18 protein-coding genes are annotated in these 25174 nt (G+C 66.7%); 13 read left to right on the top strand and 5 right to left on the bottom strand.

Annotation, left to right across the window (positions count from 1 at the left end; genetic code table 11):
- The first annotated feature begins 218 nt into the window (after nucleotides 1-218).
- Nucleotides 219-1133 carry a glutathione-dependent disulfide-bond oxidoreductase gene (gene yghU / locus EV665_RS15125; RefSeq protein ID WP_133034695.1) on the top strand — a complete coding sequence of 305 codons (915 nt, stop codon included), beginning with the start codon at nucleotides 219-221 and terminating at the stop codon, nucleotides 1131-1133.
- Nucleotides 1134-1139: 6 nt separating this feature from the next.
- On the opposite strand, the gene EV665_RS15120 is transcribed toward yghU, so the two are convergent.
- Both EV665_RS15120 and EV665_RS15115 read right to left on the bottom strand, forming a co-directional pair.
- Nucleotides 1140-2306 (bottom strand): MFS transporter, encoded by a 1167-nt coding sequence (locus EV665_RS15120; protein ID WP_133034694.1) that lies wholly within the window; start codon nucleotides 2304-2306, stop codon nucleotides 1140-1142.
- Nucleotides 2307-2329: 23 nt separating this feature from the next.
- Nucleotides 2330-2536 carry a DUF1127 domain-containing protein gene (locus EV665_RS15115; protein ID WP_064333665.1) on the bottom strand — a complete coding sequence of 69 codons (207 nt, stop codon included), beginning with the start codon at nucleotides 2534-2536 and terminating at the stop codon, nucleotides 2330-2332.
- 149 nt (nucleotides 2537-2685) lie between these two features.
- Between EV665_RS15115 and EV665_RS15110 the strand changes: the two genes are divergently transcribed.
- The 3 genes from EV665_RS15110 (at nucleotide 2686) to EV665_RS15100 (ending at nucleotide 7819) form a co-directional block, all read left to right on the top strand.
- Nucleotides 2686-4191: a winged helix-turn-helix domain-containing tetratricopeptide repeat protein gene (locus EV665_RS15110; RefSeq protein ID WP_133034692.1), complete on the top strand. Its 1506-nt coding sequence runs from the start codon at nucleotides 2686-2688 to the stop codon at nucleotides 4189-4191.
- A 70-nt stretch (nucleotides 4192-4261) separates the two neighbouring features.
- The gene (locus EV665_RS15105; RefSeq protein ID WP_133034691.1) at nucleotides 4262-5158 is read left to right on the top strand and encodes a fructose bisphosphate aldolase; all 897 of its coding nucleotides are present in this window, start codon (nucleotides 4262-4264) and stop codon (nucleotides 5156-5158) included.
- Nucleotides 5159-5365: 207 nt separating this feature from the next.
- Nucleotides 5366-7819 carry a beta-mannosidase gene (locus EV665_RS15100; RefSeq protein WP_133034690.1) on the top strand — a complete coding sequence of 818 codons (2454 nt, stop codon included), beginning with the start codon at nucleotides 5366-5368 and terminating at the stop codon, nucleotides 7817-7819.
- 117 nt (nucleotides 7820-7936) lie between these two features.
- Here EV665_RS15100 and EV665_RS15095 read toward each other — a convergent pair whose 3' ends face one another.
- From EV665_RS15095 to EV665_RS15085, 3 genes are all read right to left on the bottom strand, one after another.
- Entirely contained in the window at nucleotides 7937-8950 is a 1014-nt protein-coding gene (locus EV665_RS15095) for an NAD-dependent epimerase (protein ID WP_133034689.1), read from the bottom strand.
- Complete coding sequence (locus tag EV665_RS15090; protein WP_133034688.1) at nucleotides 8947-10290, bottom strand: UDP-glucose dehydrogenase family protein; 1344 nt, start codon at nucleotides 10288-10290, stop codon at nucleotides 8947-8949. Before EV665_RS15090 ends, EV665_RS15095 begins: the two co-directional genes overlap by 4 nt.
- Before the next feature lie 166 nt (nucleotides 10291-10456).
- The gene (locus EV665_RS15085; protein WP_133034687.1) at nucleotides 10457-11419 is read right to left on the bottom strand and encodes a glycosyltransferase family 32 protein; all 963 of its coding nucleotides are present in this window, start codon (nucleotides 11417-11419) and stop codon (nucleotides 10457-10459) included.
- A gap of 245 nt (nucleotides 11420-11664) precedes the next feature.
- Between EV665_RS15085 and EV665_RS15080 the strand changes: the two genes are divergently transcribed.
- The 9 genes from EV665_RS15080 to EV665_RS15035 all read left to right on the top strand — a co-directional run bounded on the left by EV665_RS15080 (nucleotide 11665) and on the right by EV665_RS15035 (nucleotide 24946).
- Nucleotides 11665-13578, top strand: a complete 1914-nt coding sequence (locus EV665_RS15080) for an ABC transporter ATP-binding protein (RefSeq protein WP_064333486.1) — start codon at nucleotides 11665-11667, stop codon at nucleotides 13576-13578.
- Nucleotides 13575-15476 carry an ABC transporter substrate-binding protein gene (locus EV665_RS15075; protein ID WP_133034686.1) on the top strand — a complete coding sequence of 634 codons (1902 nt, stop codon included), beginning with the start codon at nucleotides 13575-13577 and terminating at the stop codon, nucleotides 15474-15476. The genes EV665_RS15080 and EV665_RS15075 overlap by 4 nt, the downstream gene beginning before the upstream one ends.
- Nucleotides 15477-15717: 241 nt before the next feature.
- The gene (locus EV665_RS15065; protein WP_064333488.1) at nucleotides 15718-16716 is read left to right on the top strand and encodes an ABC transporter permease; all 999 of its coding nucleotides are present in this window, start codon (nucleotides 15718-15720) and stop codon (nucleotides 16714-16716) included.
- On the top strand, nucleotides 16713-17888 hold the full coding sequence (locus EV665_RS15060) for an ABC transporter permease (protein ID WP_064333489.1): 1176 nt from the start codon (nucleotides 16713-16715) through the stop codon (nucleotides 17886-17888). Before EV665_RS15065 ends, EV665_RS15060 begins: the two co-directional genes overlap by 4 nt.
- 73 nt (nucleotides 17889-17961) lie before the next feature.
- A complete protein-coding gene (locus EV665_RS15055; RefSeq protein WP_133034685.1) occupies nucleotides 17962-19164 on the top strand; it encodes a glycosyltransferase family protein in 1203 nt (400 codons plus the stop codon).
- Nucleotides 19165-19181: 17 nt separating this feature from the next.
- Complete coding sequence (locus tag EV665_RS32850; protein ID WP_245507722.1) at nucleotides 19182-20549, top strand: glycosyltransferase family 4 protein; 1368 nt, start codon at nucleotides 19182-19184, stop codon at nucleotides 20547-20549.
- Nucleotides 20546-21697: a glycosyltransferase family protein gene (locus tag EV665_RS15045; protein ID WP_133034684.1), complete on the top strand. Its 1152-nt coding sequence runs from the start codon at nucleotides 20546-20548 to the stop codon at nucleotides 21695-21697. Before EV665_RS32850 ends, EV665_RS15045 begins: the two co-directional genes overlap by 4 nt.
- A 70-nt stretch (nucleotides 21698-21767) precedes the next feature.
- Nucleotides 21768-24479: an ABC transporter transmembrane domain-containing protein gene (locus EV665_RS15040; RefSeq protein ID WP_133034683.1), complete on the top strand. Its 2712-nt coding sequence runs from the start codon at nucleotides 21768-21770 to the stop codon at nucleotides 24477-24479.
- Between the two features lie 47 nt (nucleotides 24480-24526).
- Nucleotides 24527-24946 carry a cyclic nucleotide-binding domain-containing protein gene (locus EV665_RS15035; RefSeq protein WP_064333492.1) on the top strand — a complete coding sequence of 140 codons (420 nt, stop codon included), beginning with the start codon at nucleotides 24527-24529 and terminating at the stop codon, nucleotides 24944-24946.
- Nucleotides 24947-25174 lie beyond the last annotated feature (228 nt).

Here is a 25174-nt window from a genome sequence, read left to right as displayed (position 1 = left end):
CGCAAACGATCCGCATGAGCCACCCCCTCATCCGACCCTTCGGGCCACCTTCTCCCCGCGGGGGAGAAGGGGATGTGCAGCACCGTCGAACGTCAGAGGCGATGACCCTGCATTGCACGGGAGCCGCGGGAGGGGATAAGAAAACGCAATCGCCTTCCTATATGGAGCAAGGTGCATCCGGCAGCCGGATGCGTTCGGGCAAAGACAAGGATAGATTCATGACCGAGAAATCCCCCGCCGACAATTTCCCCGCCGGCTACGAGCCCCCGAAGGTATGGACCTGGGAAAAGGGCAATGGCGGCGCCTTCGCCAATATCAACCGCCCCATCGCCGGCCCGACGCATGACAAGGACCTGCCGGTCGGCAGGCATCCCCTGCAGCTCTATTCGCTCGCCACGCCCAACGGCGTGAAGGTCACGATCATGCTGGAGGAGCTTCTGGCTGCGGGCCATGCGGGCGCCGAATACGATGCCTGGCCCATCCGCATCGGCGATGGCGACCAGTTCGGCTCCGGCTTCGTCGAGGTCAATCCGAATTCCAAGATCCCGGCGCTGATGGACCACGCGCCGACGGGCGGCGGCGCGCCGGTGCGCGTCTTCGAATCCGCCTCCATCCTGCTCTATCTCGCCGAGAAGTTCGGTGCCTTCCTGCCGAGCGCGCTGCGCGCCCGCACGGAAACCTTCAACTGGCTGTTCTGGCAGATGGGCTCGGCGCCCTTCCTCGGCGGCGGCTTCGGCCATTTCTATGCCTATGCGCCGATGCGTATCCAATATGCCATCGACCGCTATGCCATGGAGGTGAAGCGTCAGCTCGACGTGCTCGACCGGCATCTGGCGGACAACCGGTTCATGGCCGGCGACGATTACACGATCGCCGACATGGCCATCTGGCCGTGGTACGGCAACCTCGCGCTCAACCAGGCCTATGGCGATGCCGGCACCTTCCTCGATGTCCAGAGCTACGGCAACGTCCAGCGCTGGACGGCCGAGATCGCGGCCCGCCCGGCGGTCAAGCGCGGCCGCATGGTGAACCGGTTGAGCGGCGATCCGTCCGAGCAGCTGCACGAACGCCACGACGCCGCCGACTTCGACACGAAGACGCAGGACAAGCTGGAGGCGAACAAGACCGCATAAAGGCGATCAGGCCCGCCGTCGCCGCGCCATCAAGAGGAGCGCCAGCACGGCGCACAGGAGGCCGAGCGCGGCCGGCAGGCCTTGGTGGCCGATCAGCTGCATGGCCAGGCCCGTCGCGGGCGAGCCGGCAATGCCGCCGAGGCCCCAGACGAGGGCGAAGGCGGCATTGCCGGCGATCAGCGCCTGGCCGGTGAAGCGCTCGCCAAGCTGGATCAGCGCCATGGTGTAGATGCCGAACGAGACCCCGCCCCAGACGAAGAGCAGCGGCCAGACGGGCCAGGCGGCAAAGACCTGCGGCAAAAGCAGGCAGAAGAAAAGCGCGGCAAGGGCGCAGGCCAGCATGGTGCGCGCCGCCCCGCAGCGCTCGGCGATGCGCCCGAGCACGACCTGCAGCACGGCGTTTCCGGCGATGAACACGGTGATGAGCGCGGCGATGCGGGCCTCGCCGCTGCCGAGCGCCGCGCCATAGACCGCAAAGAGCGACACGAAGGTCTGCTCGAAGGCCGCCGCGGTGAAGACCGCGAAGAGGAGGAGCGGCGCGCGCGAGAAAATGCCGCCGACCGATGCCGTCTCGCCTTCCCGCGGCATGTCCGGCAGGCGCCGGGCGACGGCGAGCACGATCAGGCTGCACAGGACGAAGGCGATGATGCCGACGAAGAACGGCGCCCAGCCCGTCGTGCCCGCAAGGCCGAGCGACAGCGGGCCGATGGCGAAGCCGCCCGAGACGACCGAGGAATAGAGGCCGAGGATGCGGCCGCGGCGCGCGGCGGGCGTGAGCGCGATCAGCCAGGTCTCGCTGATCACATAGAGCGGATTGGCGAAGACGCCGAGGAGAAAGCGCAGCGGCATCCAGGCCCGCACGTCCTGCACGAGCCCGATGGCCGCAAGGATGAGCGCGGCGAGGAGCGCGCACAGGACCGCCAGCCGCGCCGCGCCGACGCGCCGCGCGAGCACCGGAATGAGCGGCGCCGAGACGATGAAGCCGAGCGGCGTCATGGCGGCCGACAGGCCGATGAGGCCGGGCGTCGTGCCCTGCCGCTCCAGGATGAAGCTGAGCAGCGGATAGGTCAGCCCCTGCGCCAGGGCGAAGACCGAGACGGTCGCGATGATGCCGGCCATCGCGGCCCATGGGAGGCCGCGCTCCTCACCTGCTGTCGTGCTTTCGGCCGTCATGCAAACCTCGACATGATCCCGTCTTATACCTGCCAGAACGGCTTGGCGATCTCCGCGGCGACCTCGTCGCGCGTGAGACCGATATCGTCGATCAGGTGCGGGGTTTCCGCCGCCTTGCGCGCGAGGTCCCAGCGAAAGCGCAGGCGGGCGTCCCAGGCGGCCAGAAGGGCGCCAAGGGTCGCGGGGACGGGCAGGGCGATCGGCCTTGCGTGCGAGGATATCGTGGTCATGGCAACCTCCATCGGGTTTGCCGGGCCGGCCGGGTTCCGGCGGCTGGCCCGTCTTGAAGGCTGGATTGTGCGGGAGGCGGACGGGAACCGTCCTTAAACCTTCCCAAAAAGTTCTCAAAAACTTCCAAAACCGGTTATAGATGCGCCCTATGCAGGGAGCGCGCTTTGCCTTTGGTCCGTTCGTGCTTGATTCCGGTGCGGGAACGCTCCTTCGGAACGACGACCCCGTTGCGGTCGGCCATCGCGGGCTGAAGCTGCTTGCCGCGCTCGTCGGGCGGCCTGGCGAAATCCTCGGCAAGGCCGAGCTGATGGATGCGGCCTGGCCGGGTACGGCCGTCGAGGAGGGCAACCTCACCGTCCAGATCGCCCAGTTGCGCAAGCTGCTCGGCCCGGCCGAAGGCGGCGGCGAATGGATCTCGACGGTGCCGCGCGTCGGTTATCGCTTCACCGGGGCCATCGCGCCGCATCGGGTGGATCGCATGCCCCGTCCGCTGCCCGACAGGCCGTCGATCGCCGTGCTGCCCTTCGTCAATGTCAGCAGCGATCCGCAGCAGGAGAGCTTTTCCGACGGTCTGACGGAAGATCTCATCACGGACCTTTCCCGCATGCCCGGCCTCTTCGTCATCGCCCGCAACTCGGTCTTCGCCTACAAGGGCAGGGCGGCGGATGTGCGCGCCATCGCCGAGGATCTCGGCGTGCGCTACCTGCTCCAGGGCAGCGCGCGACATGCCGGCGGGCGCGTGCGCATCAACGCGCAATTGGTCGATGCACAGAACGGGGACCACCTGTGGGCCGAACGTTTCGACCGCAGCCTGGACGACATCTTCGCCGTGCAGGACGAGGTCGCCGGCAAGATCGTCGAGGCGCTGCTCGGGCGCCTGCGCGCCCCGCCGCCGCGCAACCGGCCGAACAGCCTCGAAGCCTACGACCTGTGCGTGCGGGCGCGCAAGCTGATCGACGATTCGCCGCAGACGGCGCGCGAGGCGCACCTGATGCTGACACGTGCCGTCGCGCTCGACCCGCACTATGCCGAGGCCTATCGCTGGCTCGCCATGAACCACTGGATGGGCTGGGTGCACTGGGGCGAGCCGGAGGAGCCGGCCCGCCGTCTTGCCCTTGCCCTTGCGGAAAAGGCCGTTGCGCTCGATCCCAACGATGCGGGCTGCCGCTGGGTGCTGGCGAACCTGCTCGCCTACGAGCGCCGCTTCGAGGAGGCGGATGCGGAATTCGCGAGAGCCATCGCGCTCGATCCGAACGAGGCCGACACCTTCGCCACCCTCTCCGACATCCTCGTCCTTGCCGGGCGCATCGAGGAGGGGCTGGAGCAGATCCGCAAGGCGTTCCGGCTCAATCCCTATCCGGCGAGCTGGTACTATCTGACGCTCGGCCAGGCGCAATATGCCGCCGGCGCCTATGAGGCCGCCGTCGAGACGCTGACCCGGGACGAGACCTACCGCACGGGCTCGCGCCGCTTCCTGGCGGCAAGCCTTGCCCAGCTCGGCCGGCTCGACGAGGCGCGGGCGGAGGTGGAACTGTTCCTGGTCGCGAACCCGCATTTTTCGACCAGCCAATGGGCCGAGACGGAGCCGTTCCGCGATGCCGCGACGCGGGCGCATTTCGTCGAGGGCTACCGCAAGGCCGGCCTTCCGGCATGAGGCCGGGCGGCGGGGAAGACGAGATCAGGGCAGGGCGCGCCGCGCCCCGGCCCGCAACAGGGAGGAAACCATGGCCGATGCAAGGATGATGGCGCAGATGACCGGCAAGGAGGGCTTCATCGCCGCCCTCGACCAGAGCGGAGGATCGACGCCCGGCGCCCTCCGGCTCTACGGCATCGCCGAGACCGACTATGACGGCGAGGAGGCGATGTTCCGCCTGATGCACGAGATGCGCGTGCGCATCATGACGGCCCCCGCCTTCACCGGCGAAAAGGTGATCGGCGCCATCCTGTTCGAGAAGACCATGGACGGCGAGGCCGGCGGCAGGCCGGTGCCGTCCTATCTGTGGGAGGAGCGCGGCGTCGTGCCCTTCCTCAAGGTCGACAAGGGCCTTGCCGCCGAGGAGAACGGCGCGCAGGTGATGAAGCCGATGCCCGATCTCGACGCCCTGCTTGCCCGCGCGGTGAAGAAGGGCATCTTCGGCACCAAGATGCGCTCGGTCATCGCCCATGCCGACAGGGCCGGCATCGCCGCCGTGGTGAAGCAGCAGTTCGCGGTCGGCCGGCAAATCCTCGGCCACGGCCTCGTGCCGATCATCGAGCCGGAAGTCTCGATCAAGAGCCCGAGCAAGGAGGAAGCCGAGGCGATCCTGCGCGACGAGATCGCCCGGGAGCTCGATGCGCTGCCGGTGGGCGAGAAGGTGATGCTCAAGCTCACCATCCCGACGATCGCGGATTTCTACAAGCCGCTCGTCGACCACAAGGCGGTCATCCGCGCCGTCGCCCTTTCGGGCGGCTACAGCCGGGCGGATGCCTGCGAGAAGCTCAGCCGCAACCACGGCATGATCGCCAGCTTCTCGCGCGCGCTGACGGAGGATCTGCGCGTGGCGATGGACGATGACGCGTTCAACGCCAGCCTCGGACGGACGATCGACGAGATCTACACCGCCAGCGTGGTCAAGGCCTGACGGCGGGGCCGGGCGCGTGCGGGTCGGGTCTGATCCCGGCGCGCCCGGCCAGCCCGGGATATTCATCATCGGCAGCACGCAGCGGAAGGGCGTGCTTGCTGGTGGGCATCGCTCGCGCGGTGGCGCGGGCTGCTGCCCTTCCTGCAAATCGCGCCTCATCGCGCACCGCGAGCCTTTCGTCCCTCGATTTGTGATCCGGATAGAGCCATGACATCCTTGCCGAAAACCAATCCCGCGATCGATCTTTCCGGCCCGTGGACGCTCGCCTCGGCCGAGGGCGACATCACGGCGCCGATCACCCTGCCGGGCGACGTGCACACGGCACTGCGGGACGCCGGCCTCATTCCCGATCCCTATTTCGGCCGCAACGAGGAGGCCGTGCAGTGGGTGGCGCAGCGCGACTGGGTCGTCGAGCGCCGCTTCCTGGTGGCGGAGCCGGATGGCGAGTGGTATCTCGACATCGACTATCTCGACACGGTGGCCGCCGTCTTCGTCAACGGCGCGCCTGTCCTGCTCGCCGACAACTGCTTCCGCCGCTACAGGCCCGATGTCGGCGCCCAACTGAAGGCCGGCGAGAATGTCATCCGCATCGTCTTCCATTCGAACATCGCGGCCGGTGCCGACCGGCAGGCCCGGCAACCCTTCTACGTCCCCTACCATGCCGGCAATTCGCCCATTCCCAACGGCAACATGCTGCGCAAGCCGCAATGCCATTTCGGCTGGGACTGGAACATCGCGATCGCGCCGCTGGGCCTCTACGGCACGATCCTGCTGCGCAGGCTCGACAGGGCCCGCATCGAGCATGTCACGACGCGGCAGGTGCACAATCCCGACGGGTCGGTCTATCTGCAGGTGACGGCGACCGTGTTCGCGAAGACCCCGGATATCGTGGCCCTGCATTTCGCGCTCGATGGCGAGCGCATCCGCCTCGATGCCGGCGTCGGCGCCGGCGAAACGGCCGTCACCCATGTCTTCGAGATCGCCGAGCCGCGGTTGTGGTGGCCGGCGGGAAGCGGCGAACAGGCGCTCTATACGCTCACGGTCGAGCTGCCCGGCGACGTCGTCGTCCGGCAGATCGGCCTGCGCACGGTGGACCTCGTCACCACGCCCGACGCGGCCGGCAGCCGCTTCGCGCTGAAGGTCAACGGGCGCGAGATCTTCTGCCGCGGCGCCAACTGGATTCCGGCCGACGCGCTGTTTTCGCTGTCGAGTCGCGACAGGACCGAGGACCTGCTGCACTCCGCCAGGGCGGCCAACATGAACATGATCCGCGTCTGGGGCGGAGGCTTCTACGAACAGGACTGGTTCTACGACCTGTGCGACCGCATGGGCCTCCTGGTCTGGCAGGACTTCATGTTCGCCTGCAACCTCTATCCCTCGACCGAGGACTTCCTCGACAATGTCGCGCGGGAGGTCGACTACCAGGTGCGCCGCCTCTCTTCCCATCCGTCGATCGCGCTCTGGTGCGGCGACAACGAGCTGGTCGGCGCGCTCACCTGGTTCGACGAGCCGCGGAAGGACCGCGACCGCTACCTCGTTTCCTACGACCGGCTGAACCGGACGATCGAGCAGGCGATGCGCAGGGCCGCGCCCGACGCCATCTGGTGGCCGTCGAGCCCGGCCTCCGGCTATCTCGATTTCGGCGACGCCTGGCATGCCGACGGTTCCGGCGACATGCATTACTGGTCCGTCTGGCACGAGAACAAGCCGTTCGACAACTACCGCACCGTGCGGCCGCGCTTCTGCTCGGAATTCGGCTTCCAGTCCTATACGTCGCTGCCCGTCATCAGGACCTATGCCGAGGCGAGGGACATGAACATCGCCTCGCCCGTGATGGAGCTGCACCAGAAGAATGCCGGCGGCAACGAACGCATCGCCGGCACCATGTTCCGCTATTTCCGCTTCCCGAAGGATTTTCCGAATTTCGTCTATCTCAGCCAGATCCAGCAGGGCCTCGCCATCAAGACGGCGGTGGAATACTGGCGTTCGCTGAAGCCGCATTGCATGGGCACGCTCTACTGGCAGCTCAACGACACCTGGCCGGTCGCCTCCTGGTCGAGCCTCGATTATGGCGGCCGCTGGAAGGCGATGCACTATCTCGTCCGGCGCTTCTTCCAGCCGGTCGCGATTGCCGCGATCCCGCAGAATGACGGCGGGGCGATCCGTTTCTCGCTGGTGAACGACACCCTCGCCGATGTCACCGTCGATCTCTCGATCTCGCTCCTCGACATGAAGGGGGAGCGCCGGCCGCTGGCGGATGTCCGGGCGGTCTGCACGCCGGATGCTGCCGTGACCGCAACGACCGTCGCCGTGGCCGATCTGCCGGCCGGCAGCCTGCTGGCCTGGCGCTTCACGGCGTCGAACGGCATGCAGGGTGAAGGGCACCATGTCCATGGCACCTACAAGGCGCTGGAGCTGGAGCCCGCCGGGTTGACGCTCACGCAGGAGGACGGACCGGACGGCGCCATCCATCTCGACGTCACCGCCGCAGGGCTGGCGCTCTTCGTGATGATCGAGACCGATGGCGACGGCCGCTATTCCGACAACGCCTTCGACCTTGCCGCCGGCGAGACGCGCCGCATCACCTTCACCCCGGCCAAACCGCTCGCCGCCGGCACCCGCCCGGAATTCCGCCTCTACGACCTGCAATCCTGCCATTAGAGCATTCTGGAATTCGCTCTAGTTCCATAAATCGTCTTATGTGATCCGAAATCGCCGAACCCGGCTGTCGCCATCCCGCCTCGGGCCGCTCCTGCCCCACGGAAATGAAGCGCGGCGTTAGCGCGCGCGCCACTCCAGATACCACGCCACGAAGGCCGCGATGCCCTCCTCCAGCGTCACGCGGGGGGAAAAGCCGGTGAGATGGGCAAGAAGGTCGGTGGAGGCGAAGGTGCGGGGAACGTCGCCGGGCTGCATGGGCAGGTAATTGCGCATGGCCGGGCGGCCGAGCGCCTTTTCGATCGTCTCGATGAAGGTCATCAGCCCGACCGGCTGGCCGCCGCCGATATTGACCGTGCGGAAGGGCGTGCCGGCCGAGAGCGTGTCGACGACGCCGGATGCCGTGACGCGGCTTTCTTCCCGCGGCACGACGTCGACGAGCCGCACGATCGCCTCGACGATGTCGTCGACATAGGTGAAGTCGCGGCTCATCTTCCCCTCGCCGTAGACGTCGATCGGGCGACCGGAGAGGATGGCGTCGGAAAACCTGATCGGCGCCATGTCGGGCCGGCCCCAGGGGCCGTAGACCGTGAAGAAGCGGAAGGCCGTCGTCGGCACCCGGTAGAGATGGGCGTAGGAATGCGCCATCAGCTCCATGGATTTCTTCGTGGCGGCATAGAGCGTCATCGGTTCGTCGGCCCGGTCGGCCTCGGCGAAGGGGATCTTTTCCGCTGCGCCGTAGATCGAGGAGGTGGAGGCGAGCAGCAGGTGCCGCGGCTGCAGCGCCCGCGCCAGCTCCAGCACGTTCCACGAGCCGACCAGGTTGGAATCCACATAGGCCTTCGGGTTTTCCAGGCTGTAGCGCACGCCGGCCTGGGCGGCGAGGTGGATGATCGCCTCCGGTTCCTGCAGCGCCGCGGCCGCATCCAGCGCCGCCCGGTCCTCCAGCATGCCGGTGACCTGTCGAAACCCTTCGTACGGCGCAAGCAGCGCAAGGCGCGCCTGCTTCAGCCGCACGTCGTAATAGGGCGTCATGCCGTCGAAGCCGGTGACGGAATGGCCGTCCTCCAGCAGGCGCCGCGCCAGGTGGAAGCCGATGAAGCCCGCGGTGCCCGTGACGAGGAAATGCGTCATTCCGCCGCCTCGCAGACCGGCGCGACCATGGGAGAGGTGCCGCGGCCGATGCTGAAATAGGCAAAGCCGTGGCGGGCCACCTCCTCCGGCTTGTAGACATTGCGCAGGTCCACCAGGACGGGTTTCGCCATGCCGGCCTTCAGCCGCTGGAAATCGAGCGCGCGGAACTGGTTCCATTCCGTGACGATGACAAGCGCCTCGGCGCCCTCGGCGATATCATAGGGCGAGGTGCCGTAGGTCACGTTGTCGAGCACGGCTTTCGACGCCTCCATGCCCTCCGGGTCGTAGGCAGAAATGTGCGCGCCGCCGTCCTGCAGGGCTTGGATGATGGAGATCGACGGGGCGTCGCGCATGTCGTCGGTCTCCGGCTTGAAGGTGAGGCCGAGCACGGCGATCTTCTTGCCGCGCACCTCGCCGCCGAGCGCCGAAACGACCTTGCGGGCCATGGCGCGCTTGCGCGTGTCGTTGATGGCGATGGTCGTCTCGATCAGCCGCACGGGGCTGTCATTGTCCTGTGCGGTCTTGACCAGCGCCAGCGTGTCCTTCGGGAAGCACGAGCCGCCATAGCCGGGGCCGGCATGCAGGAACTTGGCGCCGATGCGCCCGTCGAGGCCGATGCCGCGCGAGATCTGCTGCACGTCCGCGCCGACCTTCTCGCACAGGTCCGCGATCTCGTTGATGAAGGTGATCTTCATGGCGAGGAAGGCGTTGGCGGCGTATTTGATCAGCTCGGAGGTGCGGCGGGTGGTGAAGAGCAGCGGCGACTGGTTAAGATAGAGCGGCCGGTAGACCTCCGTCATCACCTCGCGCGCCCGCTCGTCCTCGATGCCGACGACGATGCGGTCCGGCCGCTTGAAATCGCCGATCGCCGCGCCCTCGCGCAGGAATTCCGGGTTCGACACGACGGCGATGTCCGCCTCCGGGCGGGTCTCGCGCAGGATGCGCTCCACCTCGTCGCCGGTGCCGACGGGCACGGTCGATTTCGTCACGACGACGGTGAAGCCCCTGACCGACTGGGCGATCTCGCGGGCGGCGGCGTAGACATAGGAAAGGTCCGCATGGCCATCGCCGCGCCGCGAGGGCGTGCCGACCGCGATGAAGACGACGTCGGCCTCGCTGACAGGCCCGGCGAACTCGGTGGTGAAGGAGAGCCGCCCCGCCTTGACGTTCTCCGCCACCAGCGCCTCCAGGCCCGGCTCGAAGATCGGCATCTCGCCGCGCTTCAACGCCTCGATCTTCGCCTCGGCCTTGTCGATGCACACGACGGTATGGCCGAAATCGGCAAAACAGGCGCCCGATACCAGGCCCACATAGCCCGAACCGATCATCGCGATCTTCATGGTGTTTCTTCTCCGGATGGGACCCTTGTCGCGGCTGTCCTAGCCGTCGTTCGTCACAGATGGAATATGGTGCCGGGCAAAGCACGGAACAGGGCCGGCTTCAAGTGGAATGCGGGCGGTTATCTAGGAAGGGCCGGTGGCCTTTGCCACCCGCCTCCGGCCTGCCTCACCACGACTTCCACGCCAACAACAGCCCGCCATCGTCACGCTCGGCCGCCCGGCAGGCTGCCTCGACATCGGCAAGCGGTGCGCCGCGCGGCAGGGTGCCGGCGACCAGCCCGGCATCGGCGAGCGTGATCGCTGCGCCGCGGGCGACGACGGTGAAGATCAGCGGGCCGGTGGACCACCAGGCGGGCGCGCCGGGCATCGCCGCGACGACATCGGGCAGCACCGTATTGAGGCGGATGAGGACCGGGTGATGGGCGGGGGCGGCCAGGAAGGAATTGGCGAGCAGCAGGCTGCCGCGGCCGGTCTTGCGCGGAATGTCCTCCGCCATGGCGGTCAGCCCGGTCATCGGCAGCAGGTCGTGGAAGCTGACGTCGGCGCGGGCGGGATACCAGTCGCAGTCGAGGTAGATGCCGCCCTCCTGCTCGACGAGCAGGTAGCGGGCGATATCGACGGCGCCGGGATAGTCTCCCCGCTCCAGCATGGCGGCGAACGCCCTGTTCCCGTGGATGCCGGCCTCTTCCAGGTCCTTTTCCCGCCAGAGGAAATAGCCGTAGCCGTGGGCCTTGGCGTGCTGTTCCCAGGCCTTGGCCGCGGGCGGCACGGCCCCCTCCCCGATCCAGACCTGGTGGATGACGGGCGGGATCGCGGTGCGGTTCGCCTCGGCGATCGCCCGCCGCTCGGCCGAGGAGAAGCGTCCGTGGGCGGCCAGCAGGTCCGGGTCGGGCACGAGATGGTACTGGTAGCCGATGCGCTCGAGGGGATCGCCTTCGGCCTTCGCGAGCTTGAGGAAGGCCGAATGCAGGCGGCGCGGCAGGCCGAGCGCCGTTTCCGGCCCGAGGGCGGCGCGCTCGGGATCGATGGAAACCTCCTCCAGCACCTGCCAGGCGGCGCCGAAATCGCCGGCCTCGCGGTATTCGGCGGCTTTTTCCAGTTGTTCGTTCAATCGTTGCTTGGCTGACATCAAGCTGTCCTAGAGGAAGTCCGGCAAAAGTGCGACGCGGTTTTGCATCCGGCGCCGGGGGCAAGGCAAGAGCGAGCCCGCCCGCCGGAGACGTTCCTTCATATTCGGCCCCGGCCGAAGCAACGACAACCCCCAACCTTGCCCGGAGTAAGGCGTGGACAGAAAAAAGTGCGCGCGCTAGTGTCACGGCGGGGAACATCAAGAAAAGGCCGCGTGGATAAAATCCGTCAGGCGAGAAAGCACATATGAACTCGAATGCGAGGCGCCGGCCGAGGGACCTGCTGCGGATTGAAGACCTGCACGTCTCCTTCTCCCTGATGGGCGCGAGGATCACCGCCGTCAGGGGCGCAAGTCTCAGGGTGTTGCCCGGCAAGGTGACCGCCCTGGTGGGCGAATCCGGCTCCGGCAAGTCCGTCATCAGCCAGACCGCAATGGGCCTGCAGCCGCCGACCGCCCGCGTGTCCGGCAGGATCCTCTTCGACGACCCGCTCTCCGACGAAGGCCCCATCGACATCCTGCCCCTGCCGCGCGACGGCAGGAAGATCCGCTCCATCCGCGGCGGGCGCATGGGCATGATCTTCCAGGAGCCGATGACCTCGTTTTCGCCGCTGCACACGATCGGCGACCAGATCAGCGAGTCCCTTGCCATCCACAGCGGCCTTACAGGGACGGAGATGCGCGAGCGCTGCGAGGACATGCTGTCGCGCGTCGGCTTTTCCAATCCGCGCAAGGTCTACGACATGTATTCCTTCGAGCTGTCGGGCGGCATGCGCCAGCGCGCGATGATCGCCATGGCGCTCGTCTGCGGCCCGGCGCTGCTGATCGCCGACGAGCCGACCACGGCGCTCGACGTGACGATCCAGGCGCAGATCCTCAAACTCCTGCGCGACCTGCAGCAGCAGATGGACATGGCCGTGCTGCTCGTCACGCACGATCTCGGCGTCGTCGCCAACATCGCCGACGAGGTGGTGGTGATCTACCAGGGCGAGATCATGGAGGCGGGGCCGGTCGAGACGATCTTCCAGCGGCCCGCCCATCCCTATCTCAAGGGCCTGATGGCGGCGATCCCGCATTTCGGCATGAAGCGCGGCGACCGGCTGAAGCCGCTGCGCGAGATCGAGGTCGACCAGGACAGCCTGCTCTCCAAGAAATACCAGGCCCGAACCGGGCCGGACGTCATCCTGTCGGTCCGCGATCTCAGCAAGACCTTCGAGTCCCGCAAGGACAGCTGGAACATGCCGGGACGGCACAAGGAGAAGCCCCGGCCGGCCGTCGACGGCGTCAGCTTCGACATCCGGCGCGGCGAATGTCTCGGCCTCGTCGGCGAAAGCGGCTGCGGCAAGACCACCGTCAGCAAGATCCTGATGCGCGCCATAAAGCCGGATGCCGGCTCGGTGCTGTTCGACGACGGCAAGGGACCGGTCGACGTGCTGAACGCCAGCGGTGCGGAGCTGCAATCGCTGCGCACGCGCATGCAGATGGTGTTCCAGGACCCGCAATCCTCGCTCTCGCCGCGCATGACGGTCGGCGACATCCTGCGCGAGCCCCTCGACATCCACGACTACGGCGATGCGGCCAAGCGCAGGATGGCCTCCAAGGCGCTGATCCGCGCCATCGGCCTCGACGAGGCCTCGCTGAAGCGCTATCCGCACAGCTTTTCCGGCGGCCAGCGCCAGCGCATCGGCATCGCCCGGGCGCTGGCGCTGGGGCCGAGCATGATCATCTGCGACGAGCCGGTCTCCGCGCTCGACGTCTCCGTGCAGGCGCAGATCCTCAACCTCCTCAAGGACCTCCAGAAGGACCTCGGCCTCACCTATCTCTTCATCTCGCACAACCTCGCCGTGGTCGACTACATGGCCGACCGGGTCGCCGTGATGTGGGCCGGGCGCATCGTCGAGATCGCGCCGCGCGAGATCATCATGACCGCGCCGGTGCACCCCTATACGCGGGCGCTGCTCGACGCCGTGCCCTTCCCCGATCTCGAACGCCCCTTGAACTTCGAGACGGCCGGGCGGGCCAGCGCCGTCTCGCGCGAGAGCTGGGCGCGCGTCTTCCGCGACGACGAGACGGGAAGCGAGGGCATGGCGCCGGCCGATCTCGGCGGCGGCCATTTCGTGCTCGCGCGCAGGAACGCCGACATGCGGGAACTCTCCTCGTGATCACGCGCCGCGCCACAATCGGCCTCCTAGCCGCCGCCTTCGTTCCGGGCCTTGCCCGCAGCGCCTTCGGCGAAACCGATTATTTCAAGGACAAGGTCGCGGCGGGCGAGCTGCCGCCGGTCGCCGCGCGGCTGCCCAAGGTGCCGCGCGTCATCAACACCGCCGCGCTCGGCGGCGCCCCCGGCGCCCAGGGCGGCCGGCTGCGCATGCTGATCGGCGGCCAGCGCGACGTGCGCCTCGTGCCGATCAACAGCTATTCGCGCCTCGTCGGCTACGACCGGGACCTGAAGCTCCAGGCCGATATCCTCGAGAGCTTCGCGGTGGAGGAGGAGCGCATCTTCACCTTCCGCCTGCGCGAAGGGCACCGGTGGTCGAGCGGCGACCCCTTCACGGCGGAGGATTTCCGCTATTGCTGGGAGGAGGTCATCCTCAACCGCGAGCTCTTCAAGGGCGGTCCGCCGGTCGACCTGCTGGTCGAGGGCAAGCCGCCGGCCTTCGAGGTGATCGATCCCGTCACGGTGCGCTACACCTGGGAAAAGCCGATCCCGGACTTCCTGCCGAAGCTCGCCTCGCCCATTCCGCTGGTGCTGGCGCTGCCCTCCGCCTACATGCGGCAGTTCCACAAGAAGTACCAGGCCGCGGAGGAGCTGGAAAAGCACATCAAGAAGCAGCGCGTCGACGACTGGCGCGGCCTGCACATCAAGATGTCGCGCCAGACGCGGCCGGAAAACCCGGACCTGCCGACGCTGGAGGCCTGGCGGCCGCGCACCGCCCCGCCCGCCGAGCAGTTCATCTTCGAGCGCAACCCGTTCTTCCACCGGGTCGACGAGAACGGCACGCAGCTACCCTATGTCGACCGGCTGGTGCTGAACGTCTCCTCGCCGGACCTCATCTCGGCCAAGACGGCGACGGGCGAGAGCGATCTCCAGATCGCCAATCTCGACTTCACCGACTACACGCTGCTGAAGAACGCCGAGACGATGTATCCGATCAACGTGATGCTGTGGAAGCGCACGCTCGGCTCGCGCGTCGCGCTGATCCCCAATCTCAACTGCGGCGACAGGGGCTGGCGCGACGTGCTGCGCGACGTGCGCGTGCGCCGGGCCATGTCGCTCGCCATCAACCGCACGGAGATCAACAAGGCCGTCTTCTACGGCCTCGGCCAGGAGAGCGCCAACACGGTGCTGCCGGAAAGCCCCCTCTTCAAGCCGGACTATGCCAGGGCCTATGCCGGCTACGACCCCGCGGAAGCCAACCGCCTGCTTGACGCGGCAGGCCTCGACAAGCGCGACGAGGAAGGCACACGCCTCCTGCCGGACGGCCGCCCCGCCCATGTCGTCATCGAGAGCGCCGGGGAGAGCACGCTGGAAACGGACGTGCTGGAACTCGTCACCGACTATTTCCGCGAGGTCGGCCTCGGCCTCTTCGTGCGCGTCTCCCAGCGCGACATCTTCCGCAGCCGCGCCATCGGCGGCGAGGTGGTGATGTCCGTCTGGTACGGGCTCGACAACGGCGTGCCGACGCCGGAAATGTCGCCCGCCGAGCTCGCCCCGAGCGCCGACGACCAATACCAGTGGCCGGTCTGGGGCATGTATTACGCGACCGTGAAGACCAAGGGCGAGCCGCCGGACATGCCCGAGGTGCAATATCTCGTCGACAAGCTCGCCGCCTGGGAAATGACGACGACGGAGGAGGAACGCGCGACGATCTGGCACGACATGCTCGCCCACCATGCCGAACAGGTCTTCACCATCGGCACGGTCAACGGCATCTCGCAGCCCGTCGTGCGGTCGCGCCGGCTGCGCAACATGCCGGAAAAGGCCCTCTGCGGCTTCCAGCCGACCAGCTTCCTCGGCGTCTACATGCCGGATACGTTCTGGTACGAGGAGGAGGCGTGATGGGACAGGCGATCTTCCATGCGTGGTCGTCGGCCGGCCGGATGCCCCTCATCCGCCTGCCGGCACCTTCTCCCCGTGAACGGGAAGAAGGGATTTGCGGCACGGTCGCGGCCCGAGCGGACGTTTGGCAAAACAGCGCCACATCCTCCTTCTCCCCGCTTGCGGGGAGAAGGTGCCGGCAGGCGAATGAGGGGCGAGCGGGAACGAAACCCCATCGGCCCCACCCCGAGGAGCCCGCCCGATGATCCGCTACATCCTCTGGCGCATCGCCGTCATGGTTCCGACGCTGGCGCTCATCTCGGTGCTGGTCTTCACCATCATCGAACTGCCGCCGGGCGACTATTTCGAGAGCTACATCGCCGAGCTGCGCGCCATGGGCGAGGCCACCGACATGGCCGAGATCGAGGAGCTGCGCGAGCGCTACGGCTTCGACAAGCCGCCGGCGCTGCGCTATGTCTACTGGGTCGGCGGCATGCTCACCGGCGATTTCGGCTATTCCTTCGAATACCGCCTGCCCGTCTCCGAAGTGGTGGGCGACCGGCTCTGGCTGACGGTGCTGGTTTCCTTCGTCACGATCATCTTCACCTGGCTCATCGCCTTCCCGATCGGCATCTACTCCGCCACCCACCAGTATAGCTGGGGCGATTATGGCCTGACGCTCGCCGGCCTCATCGGCATCGCCGTGCCGAACTTCATGCTGGCGCTCGTCGTCATGTATTTCGCCAATATCTGGTTCGGCGTCTCGATCGGCGGGCTGATGGACCGCCAGTATCTCGGTGCGCCGATGAGCTGGGAGAAGGTCCGCTCCATCCTCTCGCATATCTGGATCCCGGTCATCATCATCGGCACGGCGGGCACGGCCGCGATGGTGCGGCGCCTGCGCGCCAACCTGCTCGACGAGCTCAACAAGCAATATGTCGTGACCGCGCGCTCCAAGGGCCTGCCGCCGATGCGGGTCCTCACCAAATATCCGCTGCGCATGTCCCTCAACTTCTTCATCTCCGACATCGGCTCCATCCTGCCCTCGATCATCTCGGGCGCGGAAGTGACCGCCATCGTGCTGTCGCTGGAAACGACCGGCCCCATGCTGATCAAGGCCCTGCAGACGCAGGACATGTATCTCGCCGGCTCCTTCCTGATGTTCCTCGCCTTCCTGACGGTCATCGGCGTGCTGGTCTCCGACATCGCGCTCGCCATCCTCGATCCGCGCATCCGGCTCGGCGGAGGCGCCCGCAAGTGAAGACGCCCCTTCCCGAACCCGGCGCCCCGCTCGGCCATTTCGTCTCGGACAAGCCGTTCGACCCCTATGCCGCCGAGCGCAAGACGGAGGAGCTGAAGAAGGTCGCCCAGGCCTCGCAGTTCCAGTTGATGTGGTGGCAGTTCCGCCGCCACCGCATGGCGCTCGTCTCCGGCATCTTCCTCATCGTCATCTACCTGATGATCACCGTCAGCGAGTTCCTGGCGCCCTACAACCTGCACACCCGCAACATCGACTTCATCTATTCCCCGCCGCAGACCCTGCGCTTCATGCATGAGGGCCGGTTCGTCGGCCCCTTCGTCTACGGCCAGACGATGACGCTCGACATGGACAATCTCCGGCGCGTCTACACCGACGACAGGACCGACGTGCAGAAGCTGCGCTTCTTCTGCCGCGGCGACAGGTACCGGTTCTGGGGCCTCTTCACCTCGGACGTCCACCTCGTCTGCCCGGCCAAGGACGGCCAGTTCTTCTTCCTCGGCACCGACCGGCTGGGGCGCGACATGCTCTCGCGCATCCTCTACGGCGCGCGCATCTCGCTCACCATCGGCGCGCTCGGCGTTGCCATGAGCTTCGTGCTCGGCATCGTCATCGGCGGCCTTGCCGGCTATCACGGCGGCGTCTTCGACCTTGTCGTGCAGCGCGTCATCGAAGTGTTGCAATCGATCCCCAGTATTCCGCTGTGGATGGCGCTCGCCGCGATCATCCCCGTCACCTGGAGCCCCATTCTCGTCTATGTCGGCATTACGATCATCCTCGGCATGCTCGACTGGACCGGACTTGCGCGCGCCGTGCGCTCGAAACTTCTTGCCTTGCGGGAGGAAGATTATGTATTGGCGGCCCAGGTCATGGGCGCGGGCAGCGCCCGCATCATCCGCCGCCATCTCATACCCGGCTTCATGTCCCACCTGATCGCCAGCGCAACGCTGACCATCCCGGGCATGATCCTCGGGGAGACGGCACTGAGTTTCCTCGGGCTCGGCCTCAGGCCGCCCATCACCAGTTGGGGCATCCTGCTGACGGAAGCCCGCAGCATCAATATTATCGCTCTCTATCCGTGGTTGCTCTTTCCGGTGGTACCCGTCGTTCTGGTCATTCTGGCTTTCAACTTCCTCGGCGATGGACTGCGCGATGCGGCTGACCCCTATAAGTGAAATCGGGATTACGAATGCAGAAGAAGCGCCCCTCCATGACGGCGAGCCCGGCGGATTTCAGGAGGTCCTGTCCTTGAGCCGCAGTTTCGAGCACGCCCGCATCCTCATGTACAGCCACGATACGTTCGGCCTCGGGCACCTGCGCCGCTGCCGCACGATCGCGCACGCGCTTGTCGAGGAATATCGCGGCCTCAACGTCCTGATCATCTCGGGCGCGACGATCGCCGGCGCCTTCGACTACCGCGCCCGCGTGGACTTCGTGAAGATCCCGAGCGTCATCAAGCTGCGCAACGGCGAATATACCTCGCTGGAGCGCCATATCGACCTCGAAGACACGCTGACCATGCGCCGGTCGATCATCCGCCACACGGCCGAGACGTTCAATCCGGACATCTTCATCATCGACAAGGAGCCGATGGGCCTTTCCGGCGAGGTGGAGGAAACGCTCGCCTACCTGAAGGGCCGCGGCACGCGGCTGATCCTGGGCCTCCGCGAAGTCATGGATTCCCCGCACCTGCTCGACGCCGAGTGGAAGCGCAAGGACGTCATGCACAAGATCGCGAAGTTCTACGACGACATCTGGGTCTACGGCCCGCCGGATTTCTACGATCCGCTGGTCGGGCTCGACGTGCCGCAGGGCGTGCGCGACAAGCTGAACTTCGTCGGTTTCCTGCAGCGCAACGCGTTGCAGATGGACCGCGCCCAGTACCAGCCGTCGGGCGACTACATCCTGGTCACCACCGGCGGCGGCGGCGACGGGGCGGAACTGGTGGAGGACGTGCTGCGCGCCTACCGGCATGATGCCGGCCTCACCCACCGTGCTCTCATCGTGCTCGGCCCCTACATGCCGCAGGGCGAGCGCACCAAGCTGACGCAGGAAGCCGCGAAGATCCCCTATGTCGAGGTGATCGAGTTCGATTCACGCATGGAGGACCTCGTCGCCGGCGCGAAGGCGGTGGTGGCGATGGGCGGCTACAACACCTATTGCGAGATCCTCTCCTTCGACAAGCCGGCGCTCATCGTGCCGCGCGTGCAGCCCCGCGAGGAACAGCTCATCCGCGCCACCCGCGCCGCCGAGCTCGGTCTCATCGACATGCTGCTGCCGGAGGAATCGGCCGATCCCGCGCGCCTTGCCGCCGCGCTGAAGACCCTGCCCCAGCGCCGTCCGCCTTCGAGCGGCAATCCCGAGCTCCGGCTCGAAGGCCTGCGCAACATCGCCCGCATCGTCGGCGACGAGCTTTCCGCGCGGGAACTCACCCCGCCCTCCGTCGCGTGAAAGAGGCCACGCCCGCCGTGTCGCTGCCCTACAAGATCGTCGTGCTGCTGAAGGGCTATCCGCGCCTTTCGGAAACCTTCATCGCCCAGGAGCTGCTCGGGCTGGAGCGCGCCGGGCTCGATCTCGTGCTCGTCTCGCTGCGCCGCCCGACCGATGCCAAGCGCCATCCCGTGCATGACGAGATCCGCGCGCCGGTCCTCTACCTGCCGGAATACCTGCACGAGGAGCCGCTGCGCGTGCTGCGCGGCCTCGTGAAGAGCGTTCGCGCCCCCGGCTTCGGCGCCGCGCTCCGCCGGTTCTTGAAAGACCTGCCGCGCGATTTCAGCCGCAACCGGTTCCGCCGTTTCGGCCAGGCGGCGGTGCTCGTCGGCGAATGGCCGGACGGCGGCGGGTGGCTGCACGCCCATTTCATCCACACCCCCGCTTCCGTCGCCAATTATGCCAGCCGCATGCTGGCCCTGCCCTGGACCGTCTCGGCCCATGCCAAGGACATCTGGACGTCCGAGGACTGGGAGCTCGCCGACAAGCTGGCCACCGCCGACTGGGCCGTGACCTGCACCCGGTCCGGCCACGCCCACCTGCAGACCCTCGCCGGCCTCCATCGCGACCGGGTGCATCTCAGCTATCACGGGCTGGACCTCGACCGCTTTCCGCCATTGCAGGACCCCTCCCCAACCAAGGAAGAAGGGCTTGCCCTGCAGCACCCGCTCGATGAAGCGCCCGGGGAAGCGCAGGAGCGCTGCTGTCTCCCCGCTTGTGGGGGAGATGCCGGCAGGCAGGGGGAAAATCCCCGCCCGCCGCGTGACGGCGCCGACCCGCAAGATCCCGTCACCATCATCAGCGTCGGGCGCGCGGTGCCGAAGAAGGGTTACGACATCCTGCTGAAGGCCCTCGCCCGGCTTCCGGCCGGTCTTTCCTGGCGTTTCGTCCATGCCGGCGACGGCGGCGAGCGGGCGAAGCTGCAGAAGCTCGCCGACGCGCTCGGCATCGCCGACAGGATCACCTGGCTCGGCGCGGTCGACCAGAAGGACGTGCTCGCCGCCTATCGCCGCGCCGACATCTTCGCGCTCGCCTGCCGCATCACGCCGGACGGCGACCGTGACGGGCTGCCGAACGTGCTGGTGGAGGCGGCAAGCCAGCAGCTCGCCTGCGTGGCGACCGACATTTCCGGCATTCCCGAGCTTTTCGAGACCGAGGAGAACGGCCTGCTCGTGCCCTCCGAGGACGCGGAGGCGTTTTCCCGGGCCCTCGAACGGGCGATCCGCGACCCGGCCCTTCGCCACCGGCTCGGCGCGGCCGCCGAGGCGAAGGTGCGCCGGAGCTTCGACCACCATACCAGCATCGCGCAACTGAAGGCGCTGTTTACGGCCGGAGCCCGGCGATGAGCGGCCCGCGCGTCCTCTTCTACGTCCAGCACCTGCTCGGCATCGGCCATCTCGCCCGCGCCAGCCGCATCGTGCGCGCGCTCGTCGACGACGGCTTCGCCGTCACGCTTCTCACCGGCGGCATGCCGGTCGACGGCTTTCCCGGCCCCGGCATCGACCATGTCGCCCTGCCGGCCATCGCGGTGGGCGACGGCGGCTTTTCCGCGCTCGTCGACGAGACCGGCACGGTCATCGACGAGGCCTTCAAGGCCGCGCGGCGCGACCGGCTGCTCGCCGCCTATCACGCCGCACGGCCCGACATCGTCATCGTCGAGGCCTTCCCCTTCGGCCGCCGCCAGGTGCGCTTCGAACTGCTGCCGCTGATTGCGGCCATCGAGGCGAGCACGCCGCGCCCCCTCCTCCTCACCTCGCTGCGCGACATCCTGCAGGAGCGCGCCAAGCACGGCCGCGACGAGGAGACGATCGATCTCGTGCGCCGCCATTTCGACCGGGTGCTCGTGCATGGCGACCCGGCCTTCGTGCGCCTGGAGGACACCTTTCCGCTGGCGGACGCCATTGCCGATCGGGTGGTCTATACAGGCCTCGTCGGCGGCCCGGCGGTCGAGCCTGCCGCGGAACGCTACGATATCGTCGTCTCGGCCGGCGGCGGGGCGGTGGGCGCCGGCCTCGTGGAGGCCGCGCTCCAGGCGGCACCGGGGCTCGACGGCACGTATCGCTGGCTCGTCATCACCGGCCCGAACCTGCCGCAGGCCGATTTCGCACGGCTTTCCGCCGCGTGCCCGGCCAATGTCGATCTCGTGCGCTTCCGCACCGACTTCCGCAACCTCCTGGCGGCAGCGCGGCTGTCGGTCTCGCAGGCCGGCTACAACACCGTCTGCGACGTGCTGCAGGCCGGCTGCGGCGCGGTGCTGGTGCCCTTCGCGTCGGGCGGCGAGAGCGAGCAGACGGCGCGCGCCGAACGGCTGGAACGGTTCGGCCGGGCGGTCGTGCTGCGCGAGGATGCGCTTTCCAGGGAGACGATGGCGGACGCAATTTCCCGCGCGCTTTCCGCCGAAACGGAGAAAAATGTGCCTGTTTTGCAACTGGATGGCGCCAATCGTACCGCAAAAATCCTGAGGGCCCTACTAAAACAGCACGCGGCTACCTAGCTCTTGCGGTATTGCGGCTGTCTTATAATCTTCACGCCAGACAGCGGCCGTTCACGCACAGAAGCTCTTTATGGAAAAAAGCCTCGCCCGGTACATTTGGGTCCATACCCGGCCGCAGCAGCTCTTCATCCTGCTGATCGTCGCCCTGTCCATGATCCCCTACTATCTGGCCTTCGACCTGCCCAAGCAGATCGTCAACGGCCCGATCCAGGGGACCGGATTCGAGCAGCCCGGCAACACCCAGCTCTTCATGCCGATCGCCTTCGATCTGCCGCTCTTCGGCCATGTCGAGCTTTTCGCCGGCCTGCCGCTGGAGCGCATGCCCTCGCTGCTCGCCCTCAGCCTGACGTTCCTCGTGCTCGTCATCATCAACGGCCTGTTCAAGTATTTCATCAACACCTACAAGGGCCGTCTCGGCGAGCGGCTGCTGCGGCGCATCCGCTACGAGCTCGTCGATCGCATCCTTCGCTTCCCGCCGCGCTACTTCAAGCACATCAAGGCCGGCGAGGTCTCCTCGATGGTCAAGGACGAGGTGGAACCGCTCGGCGGCTTCACCGCGGATGCCTTCGTGCAGCCGGCGCTGCTCGGCGGCCAGGCGCTGACGGCGCTGATCTTCATCTTCATCCAGCATTTCTGGCTCGGCTTCATCGCCTTCGCCATGGCCGCCATCCAGGTCGGCATCATCCCGCGCATGCGCCGCCGTCTCATCGAGCTCGGCCGCGAACGCCAGCTCACCGCCCGCCAGCTCGCCGGCCGCGTGGCGGAGATCGTCGACGGCATCGACACGATCCACGCCTACGACACCTCGAACTACGAGCGCGCCGACATCGCCGCCCGCCTCGGCCGCATCTTCAAGATCCGCTACGACATCTACCAGTGGAAGTTCCTGGTCAAGTTCCTCAACAACTTCCTCGCCCAGCTGACGCCCTTCCTGTTCTACTGCATCGGCGGCTACCTCACCATCGTCGGCAAGCTCGACGTCGGCCAGCTCGTCGCCGTCATCAACGCCTACAAGGAGCTGCCGGGGCCGCTGAAGGAACTGATCGACTGGGAACTGGTGCGCCAGGACGTGCAGGTCAAATACGAGCAGGTCGTCGAGCAGTTCGAGGCCGACGAGATGATCGCCCCCGAGATCCAGGCGATCGACACGGAAAGCCGGGCGGTCCTGAACCACCCGCTCAGCACCACGAACCTCCTGATCGACGACGATATCGGCGGCCGGGTTCTCGAACACGTCACCGTCAAGATCGCGCCCGGCGAGACCGTCGCCATCATCGGTGCGGCGGCCAGCGGCGGTGACCGCCTCGCCGAGGCGCTGGCCCGCGTCGTCTGGCCGGCCGGCGGCAAGGTGACGGCGGGTGACGACGACCTCTTCACCCTGCCGGAGGCGGTGACCGGCCGGCGCATCTCCTATGTCTCGCCCGACGCCTATTTCTTCCACGGCAGCCTGAAGGACAACCTGCTCTACGGCCTCAAGCACGCGCCGATCGAGCCGGCCGCCTACAAGGGGCCGGCCGCCGACCAGCGCCGATGGGACGTGCTGGAGGCGCGCCGCTCCGGCAATCCGGATTTCGACCTCAACGGCAACTGGATCGACCCGAGCACACTCAATGCCAACGGCACGGACGGGCTGTTCGGCGCGATGATGGCGGTGCTGGACGTGGTGGAGCTGTCCGACGACGTGCTGCAACTGGCGCTGCACTCCTCGATCGCGGTCAACACCAATCCCGACTTCACCGCCCAGATCGTCGAGATGCGCCATGACCTTCGCGAGGAGCTGGACCGCCGCGACCTCAACAACCTCATCGTGCCCTTCCGCGACAACGAGTACAATACCGAGGCGCCGGTCGCCGAGAACCTGTTCTTCGGCATGATGCCGGACCCGAAGGCCTCGACCAAGGCCATCGTCAAGACGCCCTATTTCCGCAACATGATGCGCGAGAGCGGCCTCGGCGAAGCGCTGTTCGAAATGGGCAAGGGCATCGCCGAAAGCGCGGTGGAGCTCTTCAAGGACCTGCCGCCCGACCACCCGTTCTTCGAGCAACTGACCTTCATGCGGGCGGACGAGATCCCGACCTATCAGCACCTGCTGCAGAAGCTGCGGCACAATGCCGCACCGAGCGAGGAGGACCGGATCGCGCTCATCAAGCTCAGCTTCTTCTATGTCGAGCCGCGGCACCGTTTCGGCGTGCTCGACGAGAAGCTGATGCGCAAGATCGTCGAGGTCCGCCACCAGTTCCACGCGAACCTGCCGGCGGAACTGCAGGCCCACATTGAACGTTACAATCCGAATGCCTATCTGACATCGGGAACGCTGGTGGACAATATCGTGTTCGGCAAGCTCAACCATCGCTTCAGCGACGCCATTTCCAAGCTCAGGGAGATCGGCGGGGAGCTTCTGGCCAAGCGGCCGGAACTCTACCATGCGTTGATGGAACTGGGGCTGGAATCGAACATCGGCGCCGGCGGCCGGCGGTTGAACAGCCTGCAGCGCCTGAAGCTGGGCCTTGCCCGCGCCCTCATCCGCCGCTCGGACTACTACATCTTCAACCGGGCGTTCTCGGGCGTCGACCATCACCTCCAGGAACACGTCGTGGAGGCGGCCCTTGCGTTCATTGCCAAGAGCGGTGATAATCCCGCTGTTGTCTGGGTTTTGTCAAATACCCCGCTTGCAAAACACTTTAAAAGGGTGCTTGCTTTTGATGGCGGAAGTTTGGTGGAAGACGGAACCTACGACACGATCGTCGAAAGTGGTACGGTATACAAGCAACTGATAGCATGACTGGTATGAAGTGATCAGATAACCGGAATTCGAGGCGGTTGACTGTTATGATCTTGAACGACGAAGTGCAGATGTTACGACGGGTGCCGCTGTTCTCGGGCATCGATGCAGGCAAGCTGAAACTGCTCGCCTTCGCTTCCGATCGGGTCAGCTACCGTGAAGGTCAGGAACTCTTCCATCAGGGCGACGAAGGCGATGCCGCCTATGTCGTTCTCTCGGGCGTCGTCGACGTCTACAAGGAAGGCCCCTCGGGAGACGAGAAGATCGCATCGACCGGCAGTTGCTCGGTCGTCGGCGAAATCGCCATCCTCTGCGGCACGACCCGCAATGCCACCGTCAAGGCCTCCACGGTCGTGGAAGCACTGCGTATCCGCAAGGACTGCTTCCTCAAGGTCCTCTCGTCCTGCCCCCGCAGCATGGCCGAAACCATGCGCATCATGGGCGAGCGGCTCGCCACCGCGCACTGAGGACTGCTCCGTCGGCCTTGCCTGCCGGCATTTCCTGAACGTCCCTTCCGGGTCGCCCGGATCACTGTTGCGTGCGCCGGCCGCCCCATTGTCCTTCGCCGAAAGCCTTTCCGCGCGCTGCAAAGGCATTCCTTTCCGGACTTTTCGCCTTTGCGGTGGGAGAACCCCGTTCCGCGAAGCAGCGAAGCACCTTGTGGCGCGGGCTGGATTTGCCAAGGAATTGCGGCA

Source organism: Shinella granuli (genome assembly GCF_004341885.1).
Lineage (GTDB): Bacteria > Pseudomonadota > Alphaproteobacteria > Rhizobiales > Rhizobiaceae > Shinella > Shinella granuli.
Note: the sequence above shows the minus strand (reverse complement) of the source record. Positions and strands in the feature narration are given on the sequence as shown.